A 21,825-nucleotide genomic window follows, 5' to 3' on the forward strand; every position below is an offset into this window, starting at 1 on the left:
ATTATAATTCCCGTCTTAAGTCATTAAATACATCGGCTACAGGACGAGAACGGTTCGCTTTTGCATCTTCAAACCCAGCATGCATCATGGCATTGAATTCTTTTGCATCCATTTCATCGAGAGCAATAGGTGCAGTGGGAATGGAGAGAGGGAATGGGATGCTCTTTGTCATGATGATTTGTTTGTAAAGCATATTGATGACAACAGAAGCAGGCACTCCTAATTGTGACATGATTGCTTCAGCTTTTTCTTTTATTTCTGGTTCAACACGAGCGAGGACATTTGCAGTTTTAGCTGCCATAAATCATTCCACCTTTCTTTTTTCTTTATTGTATGCTTTTGTATAACGGTTAGCAATACAAAACCAAAACTTCCACAAGAAAGAGTAGGGGCGGTCTGAATCTCTACAAGCCAAAACCCCAAAGACCGGCGCCCCATTTCGTGCGGAAAATTGCAGAAATAAAAGGGGCATACCCAAAAAACAAAAATTAGAATGAAAAAAGTAACGAAAGTAGTATTGGATTGGGAAGTTTACCTTTCACTTCTAACAGTACTTTTGCCGAATGATTGCAGAAAAGACTGTAAAAACCTTGCTCAAATACAGGAGTTTGCAGTCTTTTTTCTTGGCTGTTTTCGTAAAGTTTGTTGCTATGACCCGCAGCCAGAATACACTTCGCTGTCTAATTAGACTAATCGTTTTTTGGTAGACTTTGCATTCACGGAATGTCTACAAAATCTAGTTTCAAACAACCATACTATTAAAGAATTAATCAAATGCTGAATCAAAAGAATGGAAGGCAATGATTAAATATAAATAGCAAGAAAGGATGAAAAAAATGATTAAATCGTTTTTAATGATAGGACAGTCGGATTTGCAGAAGTTTTTCTAAAACAAAAAGGGGATATACCAGATTCTGTTTTTAATGTATTAAAAGGTTGTTTTTCTGAGAAGGAAATAAGCGAGTTAGTTGCGTTTATTTGTTTTACGACCTCACAACAGTATTATGGTGCGATGATGAAGTTAGAAGTAGAGGGATAATAACATTTATTTTATTTTTTCTTCAGCTAACTGGTGCGTTAATTCTAGAAGGATTAACGCTATTTTTTATGTAGAAGTTATTGAACTAAATGGGCAGGTTAGTACAAGGTTAAAAATAAACATTGGTAAGTACATTATAATCTTGCAAGAAAATCTAGCAAGATTAGTAAAGAAATCACCTCAAATAAAAAGTACACTCAGGGAAGAGGTGATTTAATGTGTATTTAAAAATTATAAAAAATAATAGAAATGTATTATTTTACTTGTTAGGAGCTGGGACTTCTAGTTTGGGGGATGTTATATCTGGGTTAGCCTTCCTATTTTTAACTTATCAGATGACAGAATCAAGTATACATACAACTGGTGTTGCAATCTCACAAGTAGTCCCTTATCTTTTATTTGGATTAATCGGGGGAGTAATTGCTGATTGGGTAGATAAAAAAAGGATATTAATAAGAATCGATCTTATAAGAGTACCTCTAATATTATCATTAGTGCTATTTCAACAATTAGAGTTGCTGAACTATTGGCATTTAATAATAGTGAGTTTTCTTATTCAGTGTCTAGGCTGTTTTTTTAATCCTGCTCATAGGGCTATATTACCCATTATTACAAGGGAAGAGGAAAGATCTTCTGTTAACAGTTTGCTTGACACAGTTACAAGGGGCATTACTGTATTAGGACCTATTGTTAGTGTAGGCTTAATGAATACCATTAACATTATCCACTTTTTTACTTTCGATGCACTAACATATCTTATAAGTGCTATTCTTATTTATAAAATTCAATTTACAGAAAAAAATATAACAGGCGAAAGTCCAAATCAAAGAAAAATAAGTGATATATTTATCTCAATAAAGGATTTTTCAATTTGGGTGAAAAAACAAACGACAATTCGAACCATATTTATAGTTACAGTAATCATTGTGTTTTTCAATACCTGGGTATGGCAAGTCGGTTTATTACTGCAACTAATCGAAACAACCCCAAATGGAGAGGAATTATACAGCTTACTTTTAGGATGGTATGGTGCTGCTGTAATTGCAGTTAACCTGCTTATCCCATTAATTTGGAAAAAGTTAAGTGTGAAAATTTATCTTTTTGGCTCACTGATTTGGGGTATAGGCATTCTCCTTTTAGGATTTGCGTATAGCCTTCCAATGTTTTTTATAGGGATATTAGTTGCAGCAATAGGCTTACCTATATCTGGCTTATCACGAGTATATTTGTTACAGAAATATCTTCCCGTAGAAAAACTAGGTAGGGGCTTTAGTTTTAATGCATTTCTTCTATATTTATCAAATGCTGTTTCTCTTGGAGTATTCGGATTCATCTCTTCATTCTTGTCTACAAGAATCTTGTTTTTAATATGCGGAATTATGATGGTTATTTGTTCAGGTATTTACTTATTAACCATTTCTCGAAAAGCGCCAGGAGTAATACCATATAATCGCTTAAATAATTGATTGTAAACAGTAACAGATGAAAAACCACAGTCCATTGCAATTTCTAATACAGTGTTATATTTTTTTTTTAGCATTTCCTGACTTTTGACGACTCGGTAAGTTTGTAACCAAGAGTATGGGGAAATCCCTAAGATGTCTTTAAAGTAATGGGCAAATTGAAATTTACTTAAATTCGCTACTTTTGCCATCTCATTCAAGGTCCAAGAATGCTGATAATCTTCTTTTAAAGCTAATATTGTTTTATAAATTTGTGGATCTATTGTTTTATAGGTATTTAAATTTATATCTTGTGTATGGGTTCCAACAGCACTTTTCAGTAACATTAAAGCCAATTGAGTGAAACTGTGTTCCAAAAATATTTCCATAGATTTTGTGTCATCTTTTTCAAGTTGTACGAAATCTAATACAAATCTAACCCAATTTGAAATTTGAGAGTTCTTCTGGATATGTGTAGCAAACTGGATATCATTGTGAACAGGATAGAGAGCTTGAGAAACCTCATTAAGAAAAGAAGGGTTTAATTCAATTAAAAATTTCCTATCGTCTATTGCTAATTGTTTATGTTCATCTAGTGGGTTGAATAAAATAAAATGTTGATTATGAAGGGTAAGCTGACTTCTGTTCGTTTGGTAATCTATCGTTCCCATTAAAGAGTAAATAAATTTATAATAATTATCTGAACGCCAGTTGCTTTCTTGGCCGAAATCTTTTTTATATAAGAAAACTCCATTATTGTTTTCTAGTAATAGTTTTGTTGAACTCACATAATCACCTTCTTAGTTATTATAAAAATTGTATCATAATGGGGAGGAAAATTAATGAAGCATGCATTAGTAGTTGGTGGAACAGGTATGTTATCAGGGGTATCACTCTGGTTATTAGAACAAGGGTATCATGTTTCAATCATCGCTAGGAATTCTGATCGGATGAAGAATTTAATAGAACAAACAGACTTAGATAGTCATGTCACACCACTATTTGTTGATTATAGTAATCATGATGAATTACAAAAGAAAGTGCATGCAACAATAAATAAAAATGGTGCTATTGATATTGTAGTAGCATGGATTCACTCTACTGCTCCAAATGCACTTAATATAATAGCGAAAGAGGTTTTAATTAGTAAAAGTGAATGGGAGTTATTCCATGTTTTAGGCAGTAGTTCAGATCTAAATAAAATTAAGAGAGAAGTTACAATGCCTACGGGTTGTTCATATTATCAAGTTCAATTGGGATTTGTAACAGAGGGTTCCCGTTCAAGGTGGTTAACAAATAAGGAAATTTCAGATGGAATCATTGAAGCGATTAAGAAAAAGAAGAAGATACTAACCATTGGCCAAATTGAACCTTGGGATAAGCACCCGTAAGTCATCAAAACGGAGATTCATTAGGCTTTTGAAGAATTGTACTTAAAGTAAAGGGTGGTTAATCCAATAAGAAGAGTTAACCACCTTATTTTAGAAATTATTGTATTAACATGGCAGGTGAGTTTATGAAAAATAATGTGAAAATAATAAGGATGAAATTGTCAATTACTCAAGAACAGTTAGCTAAAGGAGTAGGAGTCGCTCGACAGACAATCGGATTGATCGAAAATGGAAAACATAGTCCCAGTCTTCAACTTTGTATAGCAATAGCAAATGAACTTAATAAAACACTGGATGATCTCTTTTGGGAGGTGGAGTTGTAATGAAATCTTGGATATCGTTTTTATTGCCAGATGATGAGTATCGGGAGGAAAAGATTTTATATTATTTATCAGAAGGATCATTATCCCATTTTCAAATCTCCTTAGAATTCCCATTATTCTTGACTATCTGGCTTTTAGTTTAGTACCCTCTCTACTTGTTAATTTTTTTGGAGCAGTGCTTGCAGATCGTTTTAATAAAAAGAATATTATTCTATGATGGAACCTATTTTAGGGAGAAAGAGGGGGGAGGGAACTTATCAAATAAATTATGCATTATTCGCTACACCGTCGTGGTTAGTCCTCTCAAACATTTGACAAACAGTCTAATTAGACTATAATATTCTAAGAGTGATTAGTCTAATTAGACTAAATGTGAAATGGATAGACCTTGCTTTCGAGGATAATCTACTAAGATATTGTTTCAAACAACCCAACTATTAAAAAATTGATCAGTAGCTATATTCAAAAAGTATCGAAGGCAATAATTAAAATATGTTCTAAAAGAAAGGATGAAAAAAATGATTAAATCGTTTTTAATGATAGGACAGTCGAATATGGCGGGACGAGGATTTATCCATGAAGTTCCTCCGATTTATAATGAGAGAATACAAATGTTGCGTAATGGAAGATGGCAAATGATGACGGAGCCTGTCAATTATGACCGTCCTGTTTCAGGAATTAGTCTAGTTGGTTCCTTTGCAGAAGCATGGAGTCGCGAAAATCAAGATGATAAGATTGGCCTTATTCCCTGTGCAGAAGGTGGAAGCACGCTAGATGAATGGGCAGTTGATCAACCGCTTTTTCGACATGCAATTACCGAAGCTAAATTTGCTATGGAGAATAGTGAGTTAACAGGAATTCTATGGCATCAAGGAGAAAGCGATAGTATGAATGGGAATTACAAAGTCTATTATAATAAATTATTTTCCATTGTTGAGGCTCTTAGAGTGGAGTTAAATGCTCCAGATATTCCTTTTATTATTGGTGGTTTGGGAGATTTTCTAGGAAAAGAGGGATTTGGGAAATATTCTGCTGAATATAATTTTATTAATCAAGAGCTGCAAAAATTTGCTTTTGAACAAGACAATTGCTATTTTGTCACTGCAGAAGGCTTAACTTCTAATCCAGATGGTATTCATATTGATGCAATTTCTCAAAGAAAATTTGGTTTGCGGTATTTTGAAGCCTTTTCTAAAAAACAACATGTATTGGAACCGTTAAATAATGAAAATGAGTTGATAAACCTTATTCATACTAGAGTAAATACCAAATCAGAAAAGATATATAGGAAGACGCTAGAATTAGCGGTAGGGAAAATTTCATATGACGAATTTGAATCTCAGCTCATACAAATAAACAAGAAGTAAACGATAAAAAAATGCAATAACTATTCCAATACTTTTAAGGAAGAATAAAAGAAGGTGTTTTTTTGATACCATTACTCATTTTAGGCTTATTAAAACAAAAACCAGGTTCTTACGGATACGAATTGTTGGCACTAATGGAAGAGAGACATTATCAATATATAGTGAATTTTACTAAGGGATCCTTCTATTATAATCTTCAACAATTAGAAGAAAAGCAATATATTCAACAAGTGGACCAATTAGATAATACTAGAGAAAAGCGTAATTATATTATCACAGAACTAGGTGATAAAGAATTCGAAAAATTGATGTTTAAGTATGGTTCTAAGACAGATTATATAAATTTATCTTTTTATGCAGCAATGTTATTTGCAGATGAATATACAAAAGAGGAACTAACAAAACTAATAAATATACAAATCGAACAAACGCAAAAGAAAATTTTTTTATTAGAACAAACGCTTCAGCATAATGAAACGATTCCTACTTATTTCAAAAAGATGTTGGAAAATTCACGTTCACATCATTTAGTAAATGTTCAATGGTTTGAAGGATTGCTAAAAGATATAAGTAATGAAAAAAGATAAGAGGCATTGAAATAAAAGTTTGGTTGTGCGAAAGATGGAGATCCTTTCATAGTATACAAGCAAATTCTGTTACATGGTTTGCGACAAAGATAATGAGGCTGGGAAATAAGCATTTCAACTAACAATAAAAACTAACGATTATGTAATTGATTCACGTGAATATTCGTATTTGTTATTTGGATAAAGGTTTAAAAACAAAGTGGAATGGAGTGGAGGACGTTCGACTCCTGCGGGAAGTAGAGGAAAGGCTGAGACCCCGCAGCGCAGCGAGGAGGGCACTAAAAAGTCTAGTTCTCCAAATAAAATGAGGTTTTATTTATTTGAAAGTGAATAATAAGTTGGTTTGGAGAGGCGTCCGCTCGACTCCTACGGGAGATGCGAGAAAGTCCGAGACCCTGCAGGAGCGTAGCGACGAAGCGGCTCGGCGCTCGCCCCGTGGAAAGCGAGCGGTAAGCCTCGGAAAACAAAAACCTACACTAAGTTAGAATGGTTTGGTAACTACCGATTCACCAGGTAATTCACTTTTTCAGTGGCCACGCAGCGAGGAGGCTTAACTTCCTCCCCGGCGCATCGTGCGTCTGTAACGCAATGGAACGACTTAGTTTTTACACTTGACTATATTTAAAAACATAGATAACCATCATGAGAAAGCAGCTTTATTTAAGAGCTAAATTAGAGATAGTTCGTCTTTAAAGTTTGGTTATTTAGTTTTGTCCATGCCTCATTATTATTTTATAATAAAAACACAAAAACTTTCTCCAGGAAGTAAACTATTACCCGTTATTCATAAAATTTTGTTTTTCCAAGTAATTTAATACAGTTTGTGAAAATTCGTGATGAGATTCTTTCGTATATTTTGCAATGGTGTAGATTTGAGCTAGATTTTTTAATCCTAATTGTTCTGTCATTTCTTTCAGTCGAGGGACATCCATATAGCGATTCCAGCCCTTTTCATCCCGTTCTTTATATATTTCAAGAATATCTTGGTCTGAATAATCCTGATAGGTATCATAGTGAACAAGCCCATGCTTTGGCAGTCGATCACGTGGAGCTGGATTTTCTGCAGGATACCCTAAAGAATAGCCTACAATAGGTACAACATTCTCTGGTAAATTTAGAAGTTTGCCGATTTGATCACAATTTGCAAGAGTAGAGCCCATATAGCAAATGCCAAGGCCAGCATTTTCTGCTGCTAAAGCACAGTTTTGTGATACTAATGTTGCATCAATCGCACCTATCATAAAGCTCATATAATTATCAAAATGTACTGGCGCATCATTAAGCTCCAGCCACTTTCTCATTCGATTGAAATCTGCACAAAATGTAAGGAGAATAGGTGCATCCACAACCATGGATTGGTCCATATGTGCACTGTATAATTGATTTTTAAGCTCCTTATCCTTCGTAACAATGATAGAATAAGACTGCATATTACCACTTGATGAGGCACGGATTCCTGCTTCTAAGTTTTGATCCAATAGCTCTTGACTAACTTCCTTATCTTCATATTGTCTTATCGATCTATGGCCATGTATAACATCATTTAATTCCAAACAATCACTCCTAATTTAATATTTGCCTTTTCGCTAAACTATCACTTTCCATTTATTCTATGAGACATCCTCTTAAAATACAGTTTATTTTAAATACTTATAAAATTCCAGTAATTTTTATAGGTGCTTTACGAATTAAATGGTATTCTTTAAGCATATGAATAGCTGAAAAAAAGGAACTTAAATTTTGAAGAAGGGGAATAAAGCATGACAAAAATATCTATTGAAAAACCAAAAAAGGAACATGCGGAAATGATTCGAAAAATTTGTTCAACTGGTTGGCGGCAAACGGTAGAAGGCAAGCTGAGTGAAGAATGTCAGAACCAAACGGTTGATTTTTGGTACAAGCTTAATCGAATAGAAAAAGATATAGAGAATGGGAGCTATTCCTATGTTGCTCTTTTTGATTCTGAAGTAGTTGGCGTAATTGGAGGAGGAATAACGGGAGATAATGTCTCGGAGGTTTTTGTTCTTTATATAGATGAAAAATACCGCTATCAAGGGATTGGAAGACTTTTGCTTGAAGCATTGACGAAAGACCAGGTAGCCCTTGGCGCAACAAGGCAATGGGTTTCTGTACAAGAGGGAAATCACAGGGGAATCCCGTTTTATGAAGCAAGAGGATATATTTTTCAAGAGAAAAAGATAACCGTTACAGAAACAGGAGAAGAGCAGGTATCATTACGATTTGCTAGAGCTATTTCTTAATTAATCATTTGGTTTGTTAAAAAGTAGGGAGGGAGTAGAGTGAATTTAGGAGAACCGATAGCTACTGGAAATACAGCAAAGATTTACTTAAATGATCATAAAATTTTCAAAATATATAAAGACTATCTTCCACCAACGGAATCGGCAATGGAAGCAGCGAAACAAAGGTTTGCTCATTCTTGTGGTTTACCTGTTCCAAAAGTGATAGAAATAACGAAAGTGAACAACAATCAAGTTTTAATAATGGAATACATAAAAGGAAAAACGTTAGGAGATCTCTTGTTTGAGAATCTTGAGATGGCTGAATATTATATGAGCAAGTCTATCGATATCCAACAACAAATTCATCATCATGAAGGAAACGATCTACAACCAATCACGGCAAAGTGGCGTAGACAAATTGAAGGCTCGCATATTTTAGAGGTTGAAACAAAATCACTGATTTTAGCTAAGTTAAAGTTAATGCCGAATGAGACCAGACTCTGCCATGGGGACTATCACCTTTTTAATCTCGTGCAAGCAGATGACAAAGTATGGATAATCGATTGGGTAGATGCTGGAGCAGGAGATGTTCGGGCAGATATATGTAGAACCTATCTCCTCTATTTGGAAAATCATCAGGAACTAGCTGATTTATATTTGAATATCTATTGTAGCAAGACCGGGGATACAAAAGAGGCGATATTAGAATGGATGCCCATCATTGCAGCCGCACGATTAAGCGAAAATGATTCTCCAGCAAATAAAGACAAGCTTTTGAAGATTATTAATCGTTATATAGGATAACGAAAGTGAAACTTAAACCATTTTCATACGTAAAGATATAGGAAGATAACAAATTAAAGAGGTATTATGGGATTTGTCGAGGTTTTCACGTAAGGTTATACATTTAAGAATAAGGAGTGGTTGAATATGGAAAGTAAAGGCTGTGTGAAATGCGGTGGAACGGAAGTAGGTACAAAAGATGTAGCAATGACAGGAACAGGCTTATCGAAGCTAATGGATATTCAGCATAATACATTTACTGTTGTTTTTTGCAAAAAATGTGGGTATTCAGAGTTCTATAATAAACAAACATCAAAAGGTTCTAATATTCTAGATTTGTTCTTGGGGTAAGTCCCCAAGCTAATAGACGGAAAAATCCTAACGTAATGAAGATGAAAAGAGACCAGTTGTGTAATGGTCTCTTTCATTTTGTCTACATATTTGAAAACGAAAATATGGAAAGCCTTATAGGGAATAATTATAATAAAGATATTCATAAAAATCTAAACATAGTGAGTGAAAAATGAAACAATCAAATGAGAAATTGAAAAGCATGGAGAGAACAAATTACCTAGTTGCTGCCTTTTTTATGGTGGCATTAGGACTTTTCTCCAGACGATTTAGTAATCTACTTCCGGACTTTATTAGTCAACATGCAGGAGACATGTTGTGGTCAATGATGATTTATTTTGGCTTTCGTTTTCTTCTTGGGGGAAAAAAAATCCTGCTTGCTATGGTAGGTAGTATCCTATTTTGTTTTGGAATAGAATTCAGTCAATTATATCAAGCAGATTGGATAAATGAGCTCAGAAATTCGACAATGGGTGCGTTGATATTAGGAAGGGGATTCCTTGTCGTTGATCTAGTCCGCTATTTATCTGGGATAGCAATAGCATGTCTGGTGGATAAATTATTAATTTGCAGAAAAAGATGATAGGTAAGCTAGAGTCCATTTTTTTAAAATGATACGCTTGTAAAGTCATTATAAGATATAACTTACTTCATTTAATGGAGCCATAGATTTAGAATAGGAGTCGCTTGCAAAATGAATAAAACGATTGGAATATTAGCACATGTCGATGCAGGAAAAACTACTTTTTCCGAACAGCTTCTTTATCACACAAATAGTATAAAAAAACGAGGGCGTGTGGATCATCAAAGTGCATTTTTAGATAGTCATCTAATTGAAAAACAACGAGGTATCACCGTTTTTGCTGACCAAGGCATGATTGAACATGGAAATTCAACGTATTATTTAATCGATACCCCAGGACATGTTGATTTCTCTCCAGAAATGGAAAGAGCGATTCAAGTAATGGATTTTGCGATTGTCATTATTAGTGCAGTAGAGGGCATCGAGGGCCATACGGAAACAGTTTGGAGTCTTTTAAAAATACATCAGATTCCGACGTTTTTCTTTATCAATAAAGTGGACCGAACTGGAGCGGATGTAGAGCGTGTTCTCACAGAAATACGTTCACAATTTACGACCGAGGTATTTGATATATCCTCATTTGATGGCAGTAATATGTCTGAAGAGCTTATTGAATTTATGGCTGAACGAGACGAAGAGCTTCTTGATTACTATATGGATAAAGGCTCTCAACCAACACTTTGGATCGACAAAATGCAGGAAATGATTCGTTCTTCTCGTCTTTATCCTTGTGGCTATGGATCTGCCTTACAAGATATCGGGGTAAAGGAATTTTTCCATTGTTTTGATCATTTGACGACAACATTGTACAAAAAGGATGAGCCGTTTTCAGGAAGGGTTTATAAAATTCGCTATGATGATTCTGGAACGAGGATTACCTTTATGAAAGCTAAAAGTGGAACGTTGCGTGTGAGAGAGGAGCTTATGTATGGAAATGGTGACATGGAGAAAGTCACACAAATACGTAAATATAATGGGACTCAATTTCAGCAAGTAAATGAAGTCAATGCTGGAGAGCTTTTTGCTGTAACAGGCCTTACAAATGCAGCTGTAGGCGATGGAGTCGGAGAACTTCTGGAGAAAGCAGAGTATGAATTAGTGCCAACTCTTCGTTCTAGGGTAGTTTTAGAACCAAGGATGAATAAAAAGGATGCCCTTACATTTTTTAAACTATTAGAAGCAGAGGATCCTTCCCTTCATGTGACATGGGAAGAAAAGCTGCAAGATATCCATTTACATGTTATGGGAAAAATACAGCTAGAGGTTCTTCGGGAAATCATATTTGAAAGATTTGCTATCCAGGTTCAGTTTGAACGGCCGGAAATTTTGTATAAAGAAACGATTGAGACAGACACTATCGGTTATGGACACTTTGAGCCATTGCGTCATTATGCGGAAGTACATCTTCAATTAGAGCCAGGTAAAAGGAATTGCGGGATTGTATTTGAGAGCAATTGTCATACAGATGATTTGTCTATTGCTATTCAAAATCTCATTTGCCAGCATCTCTTTGAGAGGGAGCATCATGGGATTTTAACAGGATCTCCGTTAACGGATATAAAAGTCACTCTGTTAACGGGAAGAGCGCATAATAAACATACACATGGCGGAGATTTCAGAGAAGCTACCTTTCGAGCATTACGCCAAGGTTTAGAAAAAGTACGTAACCGCTTATTAGAACCGTATTATTCCTTTAAAATAAAAGTAGATATAGAACAAATGGGCAGGGTTTTGTCTGACATTCAAACAGCATATGGGGAATTTAATACGCCTGAAACTATAGACGAGAAAGCAGTTCTCACAGGTAAGGTTCCTGTTGCTACCTTTATGGAATATAGTACGACACTTGCATCATTCACACAAGGAAAAGGGCAGCTTTCCTTAACATTTGCAGGTTATTATCCTTGTCATAACGAAGAGGATGTGATCGACAGGCTAGGCTATGATAAAAATGCTGATCCGGAATATACATCCTCCTCCATTTTTTGTGCAAAAGGAGCTGGATATACCGTTACTTGGGAAGAGGCAGAAGCGATGATGCATTGTCCAAAGAAGGCGGGAATGAATTCATGATTATTCGAAAGTTAGAACAAGAGGAAAGTCCTCCCATTGAATTATTATTAACAGCAGATCCATCTGAACGTCTAGTAAAGGAATATCTTAAAACGGGTATATGTTATATTGCGGAAGAAAAGAATCAATGGATTGGTGTCTATGTGTTGTTACCTATAAAGGAAGAATCAATCGAGTTAATAAATCTAGCGGTTGTTGAAATCTATCAAGGAAAAGGATTAGGGAAAAAATTAGTGATGCATGCGGTGAAGGAAGCGAAAAAGCTAGGATATAAAGTGATAGAAGTAGGTACTGGCAATAGTAGTATTGGTCAACTTGCACTCTATCAAAAATGTGGGTTTCGATTCAATCGAATAGATAAAGATTTTTTTCTCATAAACTATGAGGAAGAAATCTATGAAAATGGAATCCAGTGTGTGGATATGATAAGGCTGATACAGGATATATAATCCATTTTAGAAAAAGATAAATATTAGTAATTGACAGAAATATTACAAAGGTAACAAACTGTAATATTCCCTTCTAGCCCTACGGAATGCTAGAGAATATTCGAAAATTACTAGCTTGCTTGTAAACTAATTTTAAAAAGAATGACTTACTATTTTAATAGAATTGTAATTTAGAAACCTCTTTCATGTGTTATAACAATAGAGAAAGGGGTTTTTAGATGCGTTCCTTAAAAAAACTAATGGCCATTTCGCTAAGCAGTGTCATCTTTTTGGCATCAGCGATTATGGTACAAGCAGAAACGAGTCAAGAAACACTTAACAAAGCGAAAAATCAATTGAACCAAAATGAGCAATTGATTAACGAAAAAGAAGCAGAAAAGCAAAAAACTTTAAAAGAGTTGGAAACTGTTCAAGAAGACTTAAAAGCCGTTGAAACAGTAATGCAGCAAAATAAAGAAAAAATAGCGAATCTGCAAGCAAAAATTGAAGAAACGAAACAACAGATAGAGAAAAAGAAAGAAGAGATTGTTGTTTTAGAAGATAAAGTACTAGCACGTAAAGACGTTATGAAAGAGCGTCTAGTATCCTTGCAGAATACAGACCAAACGAACGTCGTTTTAGAAGTACTATTGAATGCAAAGGACTTCGCTGACTTTATTAGTAGAGCAACAGCTATTTCGCTTATTTTTGATGGTGATAAAGATATATTAGAGCAGCAGCAAGCAGATCTTGAGAAAATTGAAGAAGAGAAACTAGCAATTGATCTGAAAGAAGAAGAACTAACAGGCCAATATGATCAACTAGCTGCTTCTCAAAATGATCTGCAACAAAATCTAGCTAAGAGACAAGAAGCACTTTCAGCTGTGCAGAAAAAGTTTGCGGCAGTTTCAAAAGAAGTGGAACTAGCTGAAAGCGAAAAAAATGTCGTGCTTGCACAAATTAATGAAGCAGATTCTGCATTAAAGCAAGAACAAAAAGAAGCAAAGAAGAATAATGCAGGGAAGGCAGCTTCAACAAGTAAAGTGGCAAGTGTATCAAGTAAAGCATCTTCTAGTAAATCGACTAGCAAGTCTTCTAGTAATAAAGATGTTATTTATGTAACGGCTACTGCTTATAGTCATGAAGATACAAAATCTGATTATACAGCACTTGGATATAATATAAAAAAGAATAAGAATATGAAGTTAATTGCAGTCGATCCATCTGTCATCCCATTAGGTTCGAAAGTTTGGGTAGAAGGATATGGAGAAGCCATTGCAGGAGATACTGGTGGGGCTATTAAGGGACATAAAATAGATGTTTTAATGCCTTCAACCAAAAAAGCAAAGGCTTGGGGACGCAAAACTGTGAAAATAAAAATATTGAACTAATTTACTATTACTTTTTATCTTAATATGCAAGACTCTTTATTATGAAGAGTCTTTTTTTATTTTGGCGGAGAATTTATATGCAAAAAAGGAGGAGTGCTATTAGGCACTCCTTAAATCTATCAATTTCAAGGGGGGACTTGAAAAAGCTATTAATGACTATATAATTATCATACCCATATATTATGAATAATATATGACGAAATTATCAATAATTTATAAATAAATTGTTAAGATTAACTGGATATGGAATAGCTTACGATAGTGTTTAGCATTTCTCACTTTTTAGTCTATTTTTTAAGTTTTTCCCACGTATCATCTAATGATTTCATTGTTTCCTCACGTGATTTTTGATTTCCGACATATGCCTGTAGACTAGCACCGAACTCTTGGCCAGCACCATCAGGATACTTCATAAATTGCCATGTATAGGTTTTTCCTTCCTGTGAATACTTTTGAATTTCAGCTCCTAATGGACCAATGTCATCTGCGGTTGCTTGGATTGTTTCAAATGCAGGAACATACTTAAAATCTTTTACAATCGAGTCTTTTGCAAAATCGGAAGTTACCATCCAGTTTAAGAAATCTAATGCTGCTTCTTTGTCTTTTTCAGGGGCATCTTTATGAACGACCCAGTTTGTAGGTACATCAACCATTAGTTTATCTGATTTTTCTTCATCATCACTTAATGGCATTGGAATAAAGCCTACTTCTAAGTTAGGAGTAATTTTATCTATCATTGGTTGAATCCAGTTACCTTGTTGAATCATTGCTGTTTCGCCAGTTGCAAACAAGGTTACTTGTGTATTATAGTCTGTTGTTAACGGGTTTTTATTACCGTAGTCTATAGTTAAATCTAGTAAATCAAAGAATTTATTAAAGTGCTCATTGCCTGCGATTTTTGTAGAGCCATCATTTAATCCTTTAATAAATGCATCTGCATCATCTTGATAAGCAAAGGGTACATTCAGTCCATGATTAGCTAATACCCACCATTCTCCATACCCAATTGAAAAAGGAGTAATGCCAGCAGCTTTTAATTTTTCTGCTGCAGTTTCTAATTCAGAAAAAGTAGTTGGTAATTCGGTAATTCCTGCTTTTTTAAATAACTCTTTATTGTAGGCAAAACCATATCCTTCTAGATTCACAGGCTGACCATAGATTTTTCCATCAACTGTCATCGGCACTAACGCACTTTCGTAAGCATCATCTACCCATGGTTGATCCGATAAATCTTCTAATTTATCTAGCCAAGTCAACGCCTCTTGATATCCACCATTTCCAAAAATATCAGGAGCCGTATTAGACGCGAATTTCGCTTTTAAGGCTGCTGTTCCATCTGCACCTCCACCGACTGTTTCAATATTAAATGTTACATTTGGATGTTCTTTTGTATATTGGTCTGTTAGTGCTTTTAATTGATCAGCTATTTCTACTTTCCCATTAAATAAGTCAACCACTACTTTATCATCTTTACTAGATTCATTATTACTTGAAGCCCCTTCATTGGAACAAGCACTTGCAAAAAGAAGGGAAGCAGTTAAGATACCAGTTAATAAGGAATACTTTTTCATTTTTTTGAATTTCATTTGGTTTCCTCCTAGTTATAGAAAATAACTTATTTATTTGGAAGAGGCAGCTTTATAATAAAAGAATTAATTATGAAAACAACCTCTTTGTTCCTTATTTAATAGACCCGCTAGTAATGCCTTGGATAATGTGTTTTTGCATAGAAAAGAAGAAAATTAATAATGGGATGATTCCTATCATAAGTGCGGCTAATGCAAGATCCCATTGTTTTGTATATTGACCAAAGAAAAAGAATGTAGCAAGTGGAATCGTCCGCAATTCTGGATTTTGTAATACGAGTGATGGTAATAAATAGTCATTCCATATCCATAAGCTATTTAAGATAATGATTGTTACTGTAATCGGTTTTAATAATGGAAAAACAATTCTCCAAAATACTCCAAACCGTGAGCAACCATCTATAATAGCTGCTTCTTCTAATTCCACTGGAATTCCTTTAATAAAACCATGGTATAAAAAGATTGTCATCCCAGACCCAAATCCTAGATACATGAACACTAGACCCCAAATACTGTTAAGTAAGTGTAAGCTAGATGCTGTTTTAATAAGTGGAATCATAATCGATTGGAAAGGAATAATCATTGCGGCAACAAAGGCCATAAAGATGATATTACTTATTTTCTTTTTTGTTCTGACAAGCATGTAAGCGGCCATCGAACAGAACACTACTAATACAAGATTGCTTGCAATAGTTACAAGAAGAGAGTTGCTAAATACTTTAAGAAAATTTAACTTTTCAAAAGCATTTAGATAATTTTCAAAATGAAGTGAACTTGGTAATGCAGATGTATTGGTTAATATTTCGGCAAAAGATTTTAGTGAATTCGAAATAACATAATAAAATGGAATTAAAAATAGCAAGCCTAATATTATACCGAAGATTTCCACCAATAAAGTTTTGCTAGTGTATTTATTCTCCATCAAGATTCCACCTCTTTTTTCTTTGTAATCATAACCTGTATAATGGAGATGGTTGCTACGACAATAAAGAAGATAAGTGCTTTTGCTTCCCCGATTCCGTAGCGATTATTTACAAATGCCTCTGTATAAATATTAAGCGCTAACATTTCTGTTGATTTAAACGGCCCTCCATTTGTTAAGGAAAGATTCGCATCAAATATTTTAAATGAAGATGCAGTTGTTAAGAATAAACAGATGGTGACTGCCGGTGCTACGAGCGGGATTTTAATATTTCGTAAGACTTGAAAATGGTTCGCTCCATCGATTTTTGCTGCTTCGATTAGTTCTTTCGGAATATTTTGTAAGGCTGCAATATAAATGAGCATAATATATCCTGCACCCTGCCATACGCTGACAATTACAATTCCCCAAAAGGCAGTATTTTTATCTCCTAACCAAGCGAGCTCAAATAGTGGAATTCCAGTTAGTTCCCCAATAGAGGCAAACCCTCTAATGAATATAAATTGCCAGATAAATCCGAGTAAGAGGCCGCCAAGTAGATTAGGCATAAAAAACACCGTACGTAATAAATTACTAGATTTTAGTTTTTGCGTTACAAGCAAGGCTAGACCAAAGCCAATTGTGTTTGTCAAAATAATTGCCACAATGGTATACAGAGCAGTGAGTTTGAAAGATTGGAGAAACTGAGTATCTTCTGTGAATATGTACTGAAAGTTTTCCAATCCTACCCATTTGATTTCTCCTGTAATTCCATTCCAATCAGTAAATGAGTAATAAATACCAGAAAAGAATGGAACGAGAACAACTATTGTAAACGCAATAAAGACTGGACCTACAAAAAGGGAAAACAACCCTACTTCCTTCCATTTTTTCTTTCTCTTTGTAGAGAGTGAATGTTTTCTGCTCACATTTGACTGTTGAACAAGGGGGGGGATTATTTTTTCTACATTATTTTGATTATTCACTTTCTGCACCTCCTGTATTTATAATATAATGAGATTAATAAAACAAGTAACCGTTTACATTGACGAGTAAGGTGTAATATATTGACCAATCCTTATGTATTATTTTTATATGGATACAATTTTGAGAGGGGGAAGAGAATTTATAGAATGACTTCTTTTAGTGCTGTGTATTGGAACGATGAAGTTGTTTGAAATTTCTCGATCATAAATGAAATGGGGTATACGGAAAAAACTGATGATTTTCTTACTTCTTGCTACTATTCTTCCTTTTGGTACCGGCATACTCCTTACTTATTATCAGACGATAAAGAATATTAACAAAGAGTCCCTTTCTTATAACACAGAGTTAATGGTAAAAGGAAGGGAAGAACTAACTACTTACTTAGAGGATATTGCATTAATATCCACTGTATTATATCGTTATACTCCTTTCATGAATGTGTTGACTCAAGGGGTCGGAGAGAATAACAAAGATAATATGGAGGAGGTACGTCGTGTATTAGCATATGTATATAATTCTCGTTCTGAGATTGAACAGATGCATTTATATATTAATAAAGGAAGAGACTCTTTTACAAATTATCACTCTCGAATAAGTGGAAGAGGGAAAAATCAAACAATCTATTTGCATCCTTATTATCGTAAATTAGAGCAGGATAAAACAAACTATTCATTAATAGAACCACCACATACGATATATAGTTATAATGGATTGTCCATTATCCCTAACTCAGAGAAATCAACTGTCCTATCTTTTCATAACAAAATTAGAAATGTGCCATCTAACGATATTCTAGGGTTTATGTCTATTGATATAAATCTTTCAAAAATAAATGGAATTGTGAATAGGCTATATAAGGATAATGAAAATCTTTCCATTATAAATGAGAACGGAACGATTATTTACTCTTCTAATAAGGCTTTAATAGGGGAGAAAAGTCAGGATGAATGGGTTTATGCAGTACAGAATAATCCTCATCAAAATAGCATGAATTGGGATAGAAAGGATTTTTCAGGAGTAATCTTTTATGAAAATATTGCTGTTCAAGATAATAGTTGGTATATGATAAAAAGCATTCCTTACTCCAGTCTTTACAAAAGCGCAAAGGAAACGGCATATATGAATACGATTATTGCCTTAGTAGCTTTAATCATTGTTTTAATCATAACGATAATCATCTCCTTTAAAATCACAGCTCCCATTAAGGTTTTAATCGATAATATGAAAAAGGTGGAGCAAGGCATTTTTGAGACTGATTTTGAAATCAGAGGAAATGATGAAATTGGCATGCTTGGTAGACGGTTTAAATCGATGGTTTTACAAATCAATAGGTTAATAGACCAAGAATATAAATTACAATTGGAAAATAAATCAGCTCAACTGAAAGTATTACAATCACAGATAAATCCGCATTTTTTATACAATAGCTTTCAGTCTATTGGCACACTTGCACTAAAGATGAAGGCAATTCCTGTTTATTCACTATTGACTTCTCTATCGGATATGATGCGATACAGTATGAATATGAGAGAAGAAATGGTCCTATTCTCTCAAGAAATAAAGCACACTAAATCATACCTTGGTCTGCAGAAACAAAGATTTGAAGAAGAGCTGAACATAACGATGAACATTTCACCGGATACGAAAGAAATATTCGTTCCAAAAATGATTCTCCAACCAATCGTTGAAAACTGCTTTAAACATGGATTTAGCGATACGATGGAGGATGCAACAATATCCATCTGTTCTTATATAAAGGAGGGGCAATTAATATTTAGTGTTCAGGATAATGGAAGAGGTGTAAAAAAAGAAAAATTGGAGGTCATTCGTAAAGGATTGTATCGAAAAGAAACGATGAAGGAGGGAAAAGAACAAGACTCAATTGGTCTAAAAAATATTTACGATCGCTTGCAGCTTTACTATGGGGAACAAGCGACCTTAGTAATGGAAAGTGTGGAGAATAAAGAGTTTACAGTAATGGTTCGTATTCCAGTATCTTTACAAGAGGGAGTGGGAGGATATGAGGGCACTAATCGTTGATGATGAAAAGCATGTACGAGAAGGAATTAAGCTTCTTGCTGATTGGGAAGGAAATGAGATTACGGAAATTTACGAAGCAAGTAATGGAGAAGATGCCATTAAAATTATTCGATCATTAAATCCTGAAATAATATTCTCTGACATGAAAATGCCGAAATTGGATGGAACTCAGCTTTTAAAATGGATGGATGAGCATTACTGTGAAGGGAAAACCATTGTTGTTACCGGTTATGATGATTATCATTATATGCGAAAAGCGATGCATTATGGTAGCTCAGACTATTTGTTGAAACCAATCGATCCTGAAATGTTGAATGATACATTGATAAGGGTAGTGAAAGAGTGGAAAGAGGAGGAGAAGGAAAGAATAAATAAACGTAGTAAAAACCAGCTTATTAATAAAATGAAGCCGGCATATCGAGACCAAAAGTTAACGCAGATTATTAACAATGTTCCAGTGGACAAATTTGTATGGGAAGAATTTCGTTTAACGAAGGCAACGGCATATACCATTGGGCTTCTACAAGTAAGTAATATAGCCGTTGAGCAATTTGGTGGAGATAAAGATATTACCTTTTTTACGCTATTAAATATAATAAATGAGCAACTCAGCAAAAAAAGTGGTGGAATTGCATTCAGATATATAACAAGTAAAGGGGAAATTGTCCTTCTTTTAAAAAAAAATAAAAAAGAATCACTTATCATAGCTAAGGAAATACAAATTAATATTCAGCAATTATTAGGTTTGACTTGTACGATTGCAATAGGGATCGAAGTAAACTCTGCAGTACAGTTGAGTCTTTCTTATCAACATGCTAAGTCTATGATAATGAATAGAAATGTTTTAAGAAATAACCAAGAAAAAATTGTGATAAATAATGATGAAATAGAGATTAAAAGTTTAATGGATTATGGTAGTTCTATTAAAATTGCCATACAAACAGGTGAAATGGATGCTTTTCATTCACTTATTGGACAAATTCAAACAGATTTCATTCAAAAAAAGCAATTATGCCTCAGGCAGCTTTTCCATTTGGAAAATGAATATCAGATGCTAAGTGCTAGATGGTACAAAGAATTTAATATTCCCTTTAGCCTACCTACAGATTTAGAGGAGAGAATTCAGTCATTTATTGATAAAGAAGATGTATTTCAGTTAGAAGCATATAAAGACAGGAAGAAAAGAGAAATTGCATTGTTTCTTAGACGAGTAAAAAGACAAAATAAAAGAACGTCCAAAAATATTATCCAAGAAATTGAAAAGTACATAAAAATGAATTTTCATCGGGAGATTAAACTTCAGGAAATTTCAGAGCGTTTCTACATAAGCAGAGAATATATATCGAGAAAATTTAAACAGGAATATCATATAAATATTTCTGAGTATTTAGTATCCATACGCATACAAAAAGCGCAAGAATTATTGGAAAATAGTAATCTAAAGGTGTATGATATTGCAAATATGATCGGCTATCAAGACGATAAATATTTTCGCAAAGTATTTAAAAAAATAGTTGGCATCTCCCCAAACGAATATCGTGAAAAGAAAAAATAGATAAGTTAAAGTAAAATTTTATACGTTGATCTACTCGGAGGTATTTAGAAATTAAAAAGAAAGGTGTTTTAAGTGAACTACGATAAAATATTACATATCGAAACCGAAAAAATGCAATTAGGATTCAATAAATCGTACCATTATCACCGGTATGAACCTACTCCATACGAGCATCTAGAACAGCTGTTTCAAGAATTTCCGCTTTACGAGACTGATCATATAGTTGATTTTGGATGCGGGAAAGGTCGATTAAACTTTTTTATTCATTATTTATTTCAATCTACTGTAACTGGAATAGAAATGAATGAAGAATATTATCAAGATGCTTTGGTAAATTTAGAACACTATTCAAAAAACAGGAAGAGTAGGAAAGAGAAGATACGCTTTCTGTTAGGGAAAGCAGAGGATTATTCAATACAGCCACAAGATAATTATTTTTATTTCTTTAATCCTTTTTCTCTGCCACTCTTTCAAAAGATTGTCAGCAATATAATGTATTCGCTAGAAGAAAACAGTCGCCTGGTGAAAGTCATTCTCTATTACCCCTCAGATGAATATCAATTTTTTATGGAGAGCCATCCATTTTTTGAAAAAGAGGGGGAGGTAAAAGTAGGGAATAAAAAGGATAAGGACAAGTTTATAATATATAAGTCTATGTATTGGTAGAAGAAATTTATAGTATGGGTTAACATTTTTATATTTGTTTATGTTTTCCATGTAATATAATACCAAAATGAAACCATTGTCTAAAATAG

At 34.1% G+C, this 21,825-nt stretch carries 22 protein-coding genes and 1 pseudogene; 17 read left to right on the top strand and 6 right to left on the bottom strand.

Translation table 11 applies throughout. The features are described 5' to 3' along the window. Position 1: 1 nt before the first annotated feature. Complete coding sequence (locus ACWNMZ_RS04290) at positions 2-301, bottom strand: type II toxin-antitoxin system RelB/DinJ family antitoxin (protein WP_441131663.1); 300 nt, start codon at positions 299-301, stop codon at positions 2-4. Positions 302-865: 564 nt separating this feature from the next. Between ACWNMZ_RS04290 and ACWNMZ_RS04295 the strand changes: the two are divergent. Beyond that, positions 866-1,039: pseudogene (locus ACWNMZ_RS04295) on the top strand (carboxymuconolactone decarboxylase family protein); the annotation flags it as partial. Between the two features lie 218 nt (positions 1,040-1,257). Next, positions 1,258-2,505 carry an MFS transporter gene (locus tag ACWNMZ_RS04300; protein ID WP_048718982.1) on the top strand — a complete coding sequence of 416 codons (1,248 nt, stop codon included), beginning with the start codon at positions 1,258-1,260 and terminating at the stop codon, positions 2,503-2,505. On the opposite strand, the gene ACWNMZ_RS04305 is transcribed toward ACWNMZ_RS04300, so the two are convergent. Beyond that, positions 2,442-3,269 carry an AraC family transcriptional regulator gene (locus ACWNMZ_RS04305; RefSeq protein ID WP_231512540.1) on the bottom strand — a complete coding sequence of 276 codons (828 nt, stop codon included), beginning with the start codon at positions 3,267-3,269 and terminating at the stop codon, positions 2,442-2,444. The genes ACWNMZ_RS04300 and ACWNMZ_RS04305 overlap by 64 nt on opposite strands. 54 nt (positions 3,270-3,323) lie before the next feature. On the opposite strand from ACWNMZ_RS04305, the gene ACWNMZ_RS04310 reads away from it, so the two are divergent. From ACWNMZ_RS04310 to ACWNMZ_RS04330, 5 genes are all read left to right on the top strand, one after another. Beyond that, positions 3,324-3,872 (top strand): short-chain dehydrogenase, encoded by a 549-nt coding sequence (locus tag ACWNMZ_RS04310; RefSeq protein WP_251627760.1) that lies wholly within the window; start codon positions 3,324-3,326, stop codon positions 3,870-3,872. Positions 3,873-3,997: 125 nt separating this feature from the next. After that, positions 3,998-4,195 carry a helix-turn-helix transcriptional regulator gene (locus ACWNMZ_RS04315; protein WP_048717678.1) on the top strand — a complete coding sequence of 66 codons (198 nt, stop codon included), beginning with the start codon at positions 3,998-4,000 and terminating at the stop codon, positions 4,193-4,195. Further along, a complete protein-coding gene (locus ACWNMZ_RS04320; RefSeq protein ID WP_155986742.1) occupies positions 4,195-4,338 on the top strand; it encodes a hypothetical protein in 144 nt (47 codons plus the stop codon). Before ACWNMZ_RS04315 ends, ACWNMZ_RS04320 begins: the two co-directional genes overlap by 1 nt. Before the next feature lie 375 nt (positions 4,339-4,713). Then, the gene (locus tag ACWNMZ_RS04325; RefSeq protein ID WP_031537200.1) at positions 4,714-5,562 is read left to right on the top strand and encodes a sialate O-acetylesterase; all 849 of its coding nucleotides are present in this window, start codon (positions 4,714-4,716) and stop codon (positions 5,560-5,562) included. 62 nt (positions 5,563-5,624) lie between these two features. Continuing rightward, positions 5,625-6,149: a PadR family transcriptional regulator gene (locus ACWNMZ_RS04330; protein WP_048717677.1), complete on the top strand. Its 525-nt coding sequence runs from the start codon at positions 5,625-5,627 to the stop codon at positions 6,147-6,149. A 773-nt stretch (positions 6,150-6,922) separates the two neighbouring features. Here the strand turns inward: ACWNMZ_RS04330 and ACWNMZ_RS04335 are convergent. Next, positions 6,923-7,702 (bottom strand): nitroreductase family protein, encoded by a 780-nt coding sequence (locus ACWNMZ_RS04335; protein ID WP_449598283.1) that lies wholly within the window; start codon positions 7,700-7,702, stop codon positions 6,923-6,925. Positions 7,703-7,909: 207 nt separating this feature from the next. On the opposite strand from ACWNMZ_RS04335, the gene ACWNMZ_RS04340 reads away from it, so the two are divergent. The 7 genes from ACWNMZ_RS04340 to ACWNMZ_RS04370 all read left to right on the top strand — a co-directional run bounded on the left by ACWNMZ_RS04340 (position 7,910) and on the right by ACWNMZ_RS04370 (position 14,001). Beyond that, positions 7,910-8,410, top strand: coding sequence for a GNAT family N-acetyltransferase (locus ACWNMZ_RS04340; protein ID WP_251627758.1), 501 nt, complete (start codon positions 7,910-7,912; stop codon positions 8,408-8,410). 39 nt (positions 8,411-8,449) lie between these two features. Further along, positions 8,450-9,196, top strand: coding sequence for a phosphotransferase family protein (locus tag ACWNMZ_RS04345; RefSeq protein WP_251627756.1), 747 nt, complete (start codon positions 8,450-8,452; stop codon positions 9,194-9,196). Between the two features lie 126 nt (positions 9,197-9,322). Continuing rightward, positions 9,323-9,526, top strand: coding sequence for a zinc ribbon domain-containing protein (locus ACWNMZ_RS04350; protein ID WP_031537193.1), 204 nt, complete (start codon positions 9,323-9,325; stop codon positions 9,524-9,526). Between the two features lie 172 nt (positions 9,527-9,698). Then, entirely contained in the window at positions 9,699-10,109 is a 411-nt protein-coding gene (locus ACWNMZ_RS04355) for a ribosomal maturation YjgA family protein (protein WP_048716427.1), read from the top strand. Positions 10,110-10,220: 111 nt separating this feature from the next. Next, a complete protein-coding gene (locus ACWNMZ_RS04360; protein ID WP_349205259.1) occupies positions 10,221-12,182 on the top strand; it encodes a translation factor GTPase family protein in 1,962 nt (653 codons plus the stop codon). Next, complete coding sequence (locus ACWNMZ_RS04365; protein WP_048716433.1) at positions 12,179-12,631, top strand: GNAT family N-acetyltransferase; 453 nt, start codon at positions 12,179-12,181, stop codon at positions 12,629-12,631. Before ACWNMZ_RS04360 ends, ACWNMZ_RS04365 begins: the two co-directional genes overlap by 4 nt. A gap of 218 nt (positions 12,632-12,849) precedes the next feature. Beyond that, complete coding sequence (locus ACWNMZ_RS04370; RefSeq protein ID WP_251627752.1) at positions 12,850-14,001, top strand: 3D domain-containing protein; 1,152 nt, start codon at positions 12,850-12,852, stop codon at positions 13,999-14,001. Between the two features lie 287 nt (positions 14,002-14,288). Here the strand turns inward: ACWNMZ_RS04370 and ACWNMZ_RS04375 are convergent, their stop codons facing one another. The 3 genes from ACWNMZ_RS04375 to ACWNMZ_RS04385 all read right to left on the bottom strand — a co-directional run bounded on the left by ACWNMZ_RS04375 (position 14,289) and on the right by ACWNMZ_RS04385 (position 17,417). Further along, the gene (locus ACWNMZ_RS04375; RefSeq protein WP_251627750.1) at positions 14,289-15,587 is read right to left on the bottom strand and encodes an ABC transporter substrate-binding protein; all 1,299 of its coding nucleotides are present in this window, start codon (positions 15,585-15,587) and stop codon (positions 14,289-14,291) included. Positions 15,588-15,681: 94 nt separating this feature from the next. Continuing rightward, entirely contained in the window at positions 15,682-16,509 is an 828-nt protein-coding gene (locus tag ACWNMZ_RS04380) for a carbohydrate ABC transporter permease (protein WP_031537182.1), read from the bottom strand. Further along, positions 16,509-17,417: a carbohydrate ABC transporter permease gene (locus tag ACWNMZ_RS04385; RefSeq protein ID WP_396953867.1), complete on the bottom strand. Its 909-nt coding sequence runs from the start codon at positions 17,415-17,417 to the stop codon at positions 16,509-16,511. Before ACWNMZ_RS04385 ends, ACWNMZ_RS04380 begins: the two co-directional genes overlap by 1 nt. Before the next feature lie 265 nt (positions 17,418-17,682). Here ACWNMZ_RS04385 and ACWNMZ_RS04390 point away from each other — a divergent pair, with 265 nt between their 5' ends. From ACWNMZ_RS04390 to ACWNMZ_RS04400, 3 genes are all read left to right on the top strand, one after another. Further along, on the top strand, positions 17,683-19,515 hold the full coding sequence (locus tag ACWNMZ_RS04390; RefSeq protein ID WP_048716440.1) for a cache domain-containing sensor histidine kinase: 1,833 nt from the start codon (positions 17,683-17,685) through the stop codon (positions 19,513-19,515). Next, entirely contained in the window at positions 19,496-21,070 is a 1,575-nt protein-coding gene (locus ACWNMZ_RS04395; RefSeq protein WP_449598284.1) for a response regulator transcription factor, read from the top strand. The genes ACWNMZ_RS04390 and ACWNMZ_RS04395 overlap by 20 nt, the downstream gene beginning before the upstream one ends. Positions 21,071-21,142: 72 nt before the next feature. Then, complete coding sequence (locus ACWNMZ_RS04400) at positions 21,143-21,736, top strand: methyltransferase (RefSeq protein WP_435406680.1); 594 nt, start codon at positions 21,143-21,145, stop codon at positions 21,734-21,736. Positions 21,737-21,825 lie beyond the last annotated feature (89 nt).

This window comes from Niallia sp. Marseille-Q9988 (genome assembly GCF_976954375.1).

Bases quoted from the DNA above. Each gene is read 5' to 3' on its own strand.
- ACWNMZ_RS04290 (WP_441131663.1), bottom strand. From the start codon at position 301: ATGGCAGCTAAAACTGCAAATGTCCTCGCTCGTGTTGAACCAGAAATA.
- ACWNMZ_RS04310 (WP_251627760.1), top strand. From the start codon at position 3,324: ATGAAGCATGCATTAGTAGTTGGTGGAACAGGTATGTTATCAGGGGTA.
- ACWNMZ_RS04315 (WP_048717678.1), top strand. From the start codon at position 3,998: ATGAAAAATAATGTGAAAATAATAAGGATGAAATTGTCAATTACTCAA.
- ACWNMZ_RS04320 (WP_155986742.1), top strand. From the start codon at position 4,195: ATGAAATCTTGGATATCGTTTTTATTGCCAGATGATGAGTATCGGGAG.
- ACWNMZ_RS04325 (WP_031537200.1), top strand. From the start codon at position 4,714: ATGATTAAATCGTTTTTAATGATAGGACAGTCGAATATGGCGGGACGA.
- ACWNMZ_RS04340 (WP_251627758.1), top strand. From the start codon at position 7,910: ATGACAAAAATATCTATTGAAAAACCAAAAAAGGAACATGCGGAAATG.
- ACWNMZ_RS04350 (WP_031537193.1), top strand. From the start codon at position 9,323: ATGGAAAGTAAAGGCTGTGTGAAATGCGGTGGAACGGAAGTAGGTACA.
- ACWNMZ_RS04355 (WP_048716427.1), top strand. From the start codon at position 9,699: ATGAAACAATCAAATGAGAAATTGAAAAGCATGGAGAGAACAAATTAC.
- ACWNMZ_RS04360 (WP_349205259.1), top strand. From the start codon at position 10,221: ATGAATAAAACGATTGGAATATTAGCACATGTCGATGCAGGAAAAACT.
- ACWNMZ_RS04365 (WP_048716433.1), top strand. From the start codon at position 12,179: ATGATTATTCGAAAGTTAGAACAAGAGGAAAGTCCTCCCATTGAATTA.
- ACWNMZ_RS04370 (WP_251627752.1), top strand. From the start codon at position 12,850: ATGCGTTCCTTAAAAAAACTAATGGCCATTTCGCTAAGCAGTGTCATC.
- ACWNMZ_RS04375 (WP_251627750.1), bottom strand. From the start codon at position 15,587: ATGAAATTCAAAAAAATGAAAAAGTATTCCTTATTAACTGGTATCTTA.
- ACWNMZ_RS04380 (WP_031537182.1), bottom strand. From the start codon at position 16,509: ATGGAGAATAAATACACTAGCAAAACTTTATTGGTGGAAATCTTCGGT.
- ACWNMZ_RS04390 (WP_048716440.1), top strand. From the start codon at position 17,683: ATGAAATGGGGTATACGGAAAAAACTGATGATTTTCTTACTTCTTGCT.
- ACWNMZ_RS04395 (WP_449598284.1), top strand. From the start codon at position 19,496: ATGAGGGCACTAATCGTTGATGATGAAAAGCATGTACGAGAAGGAATT.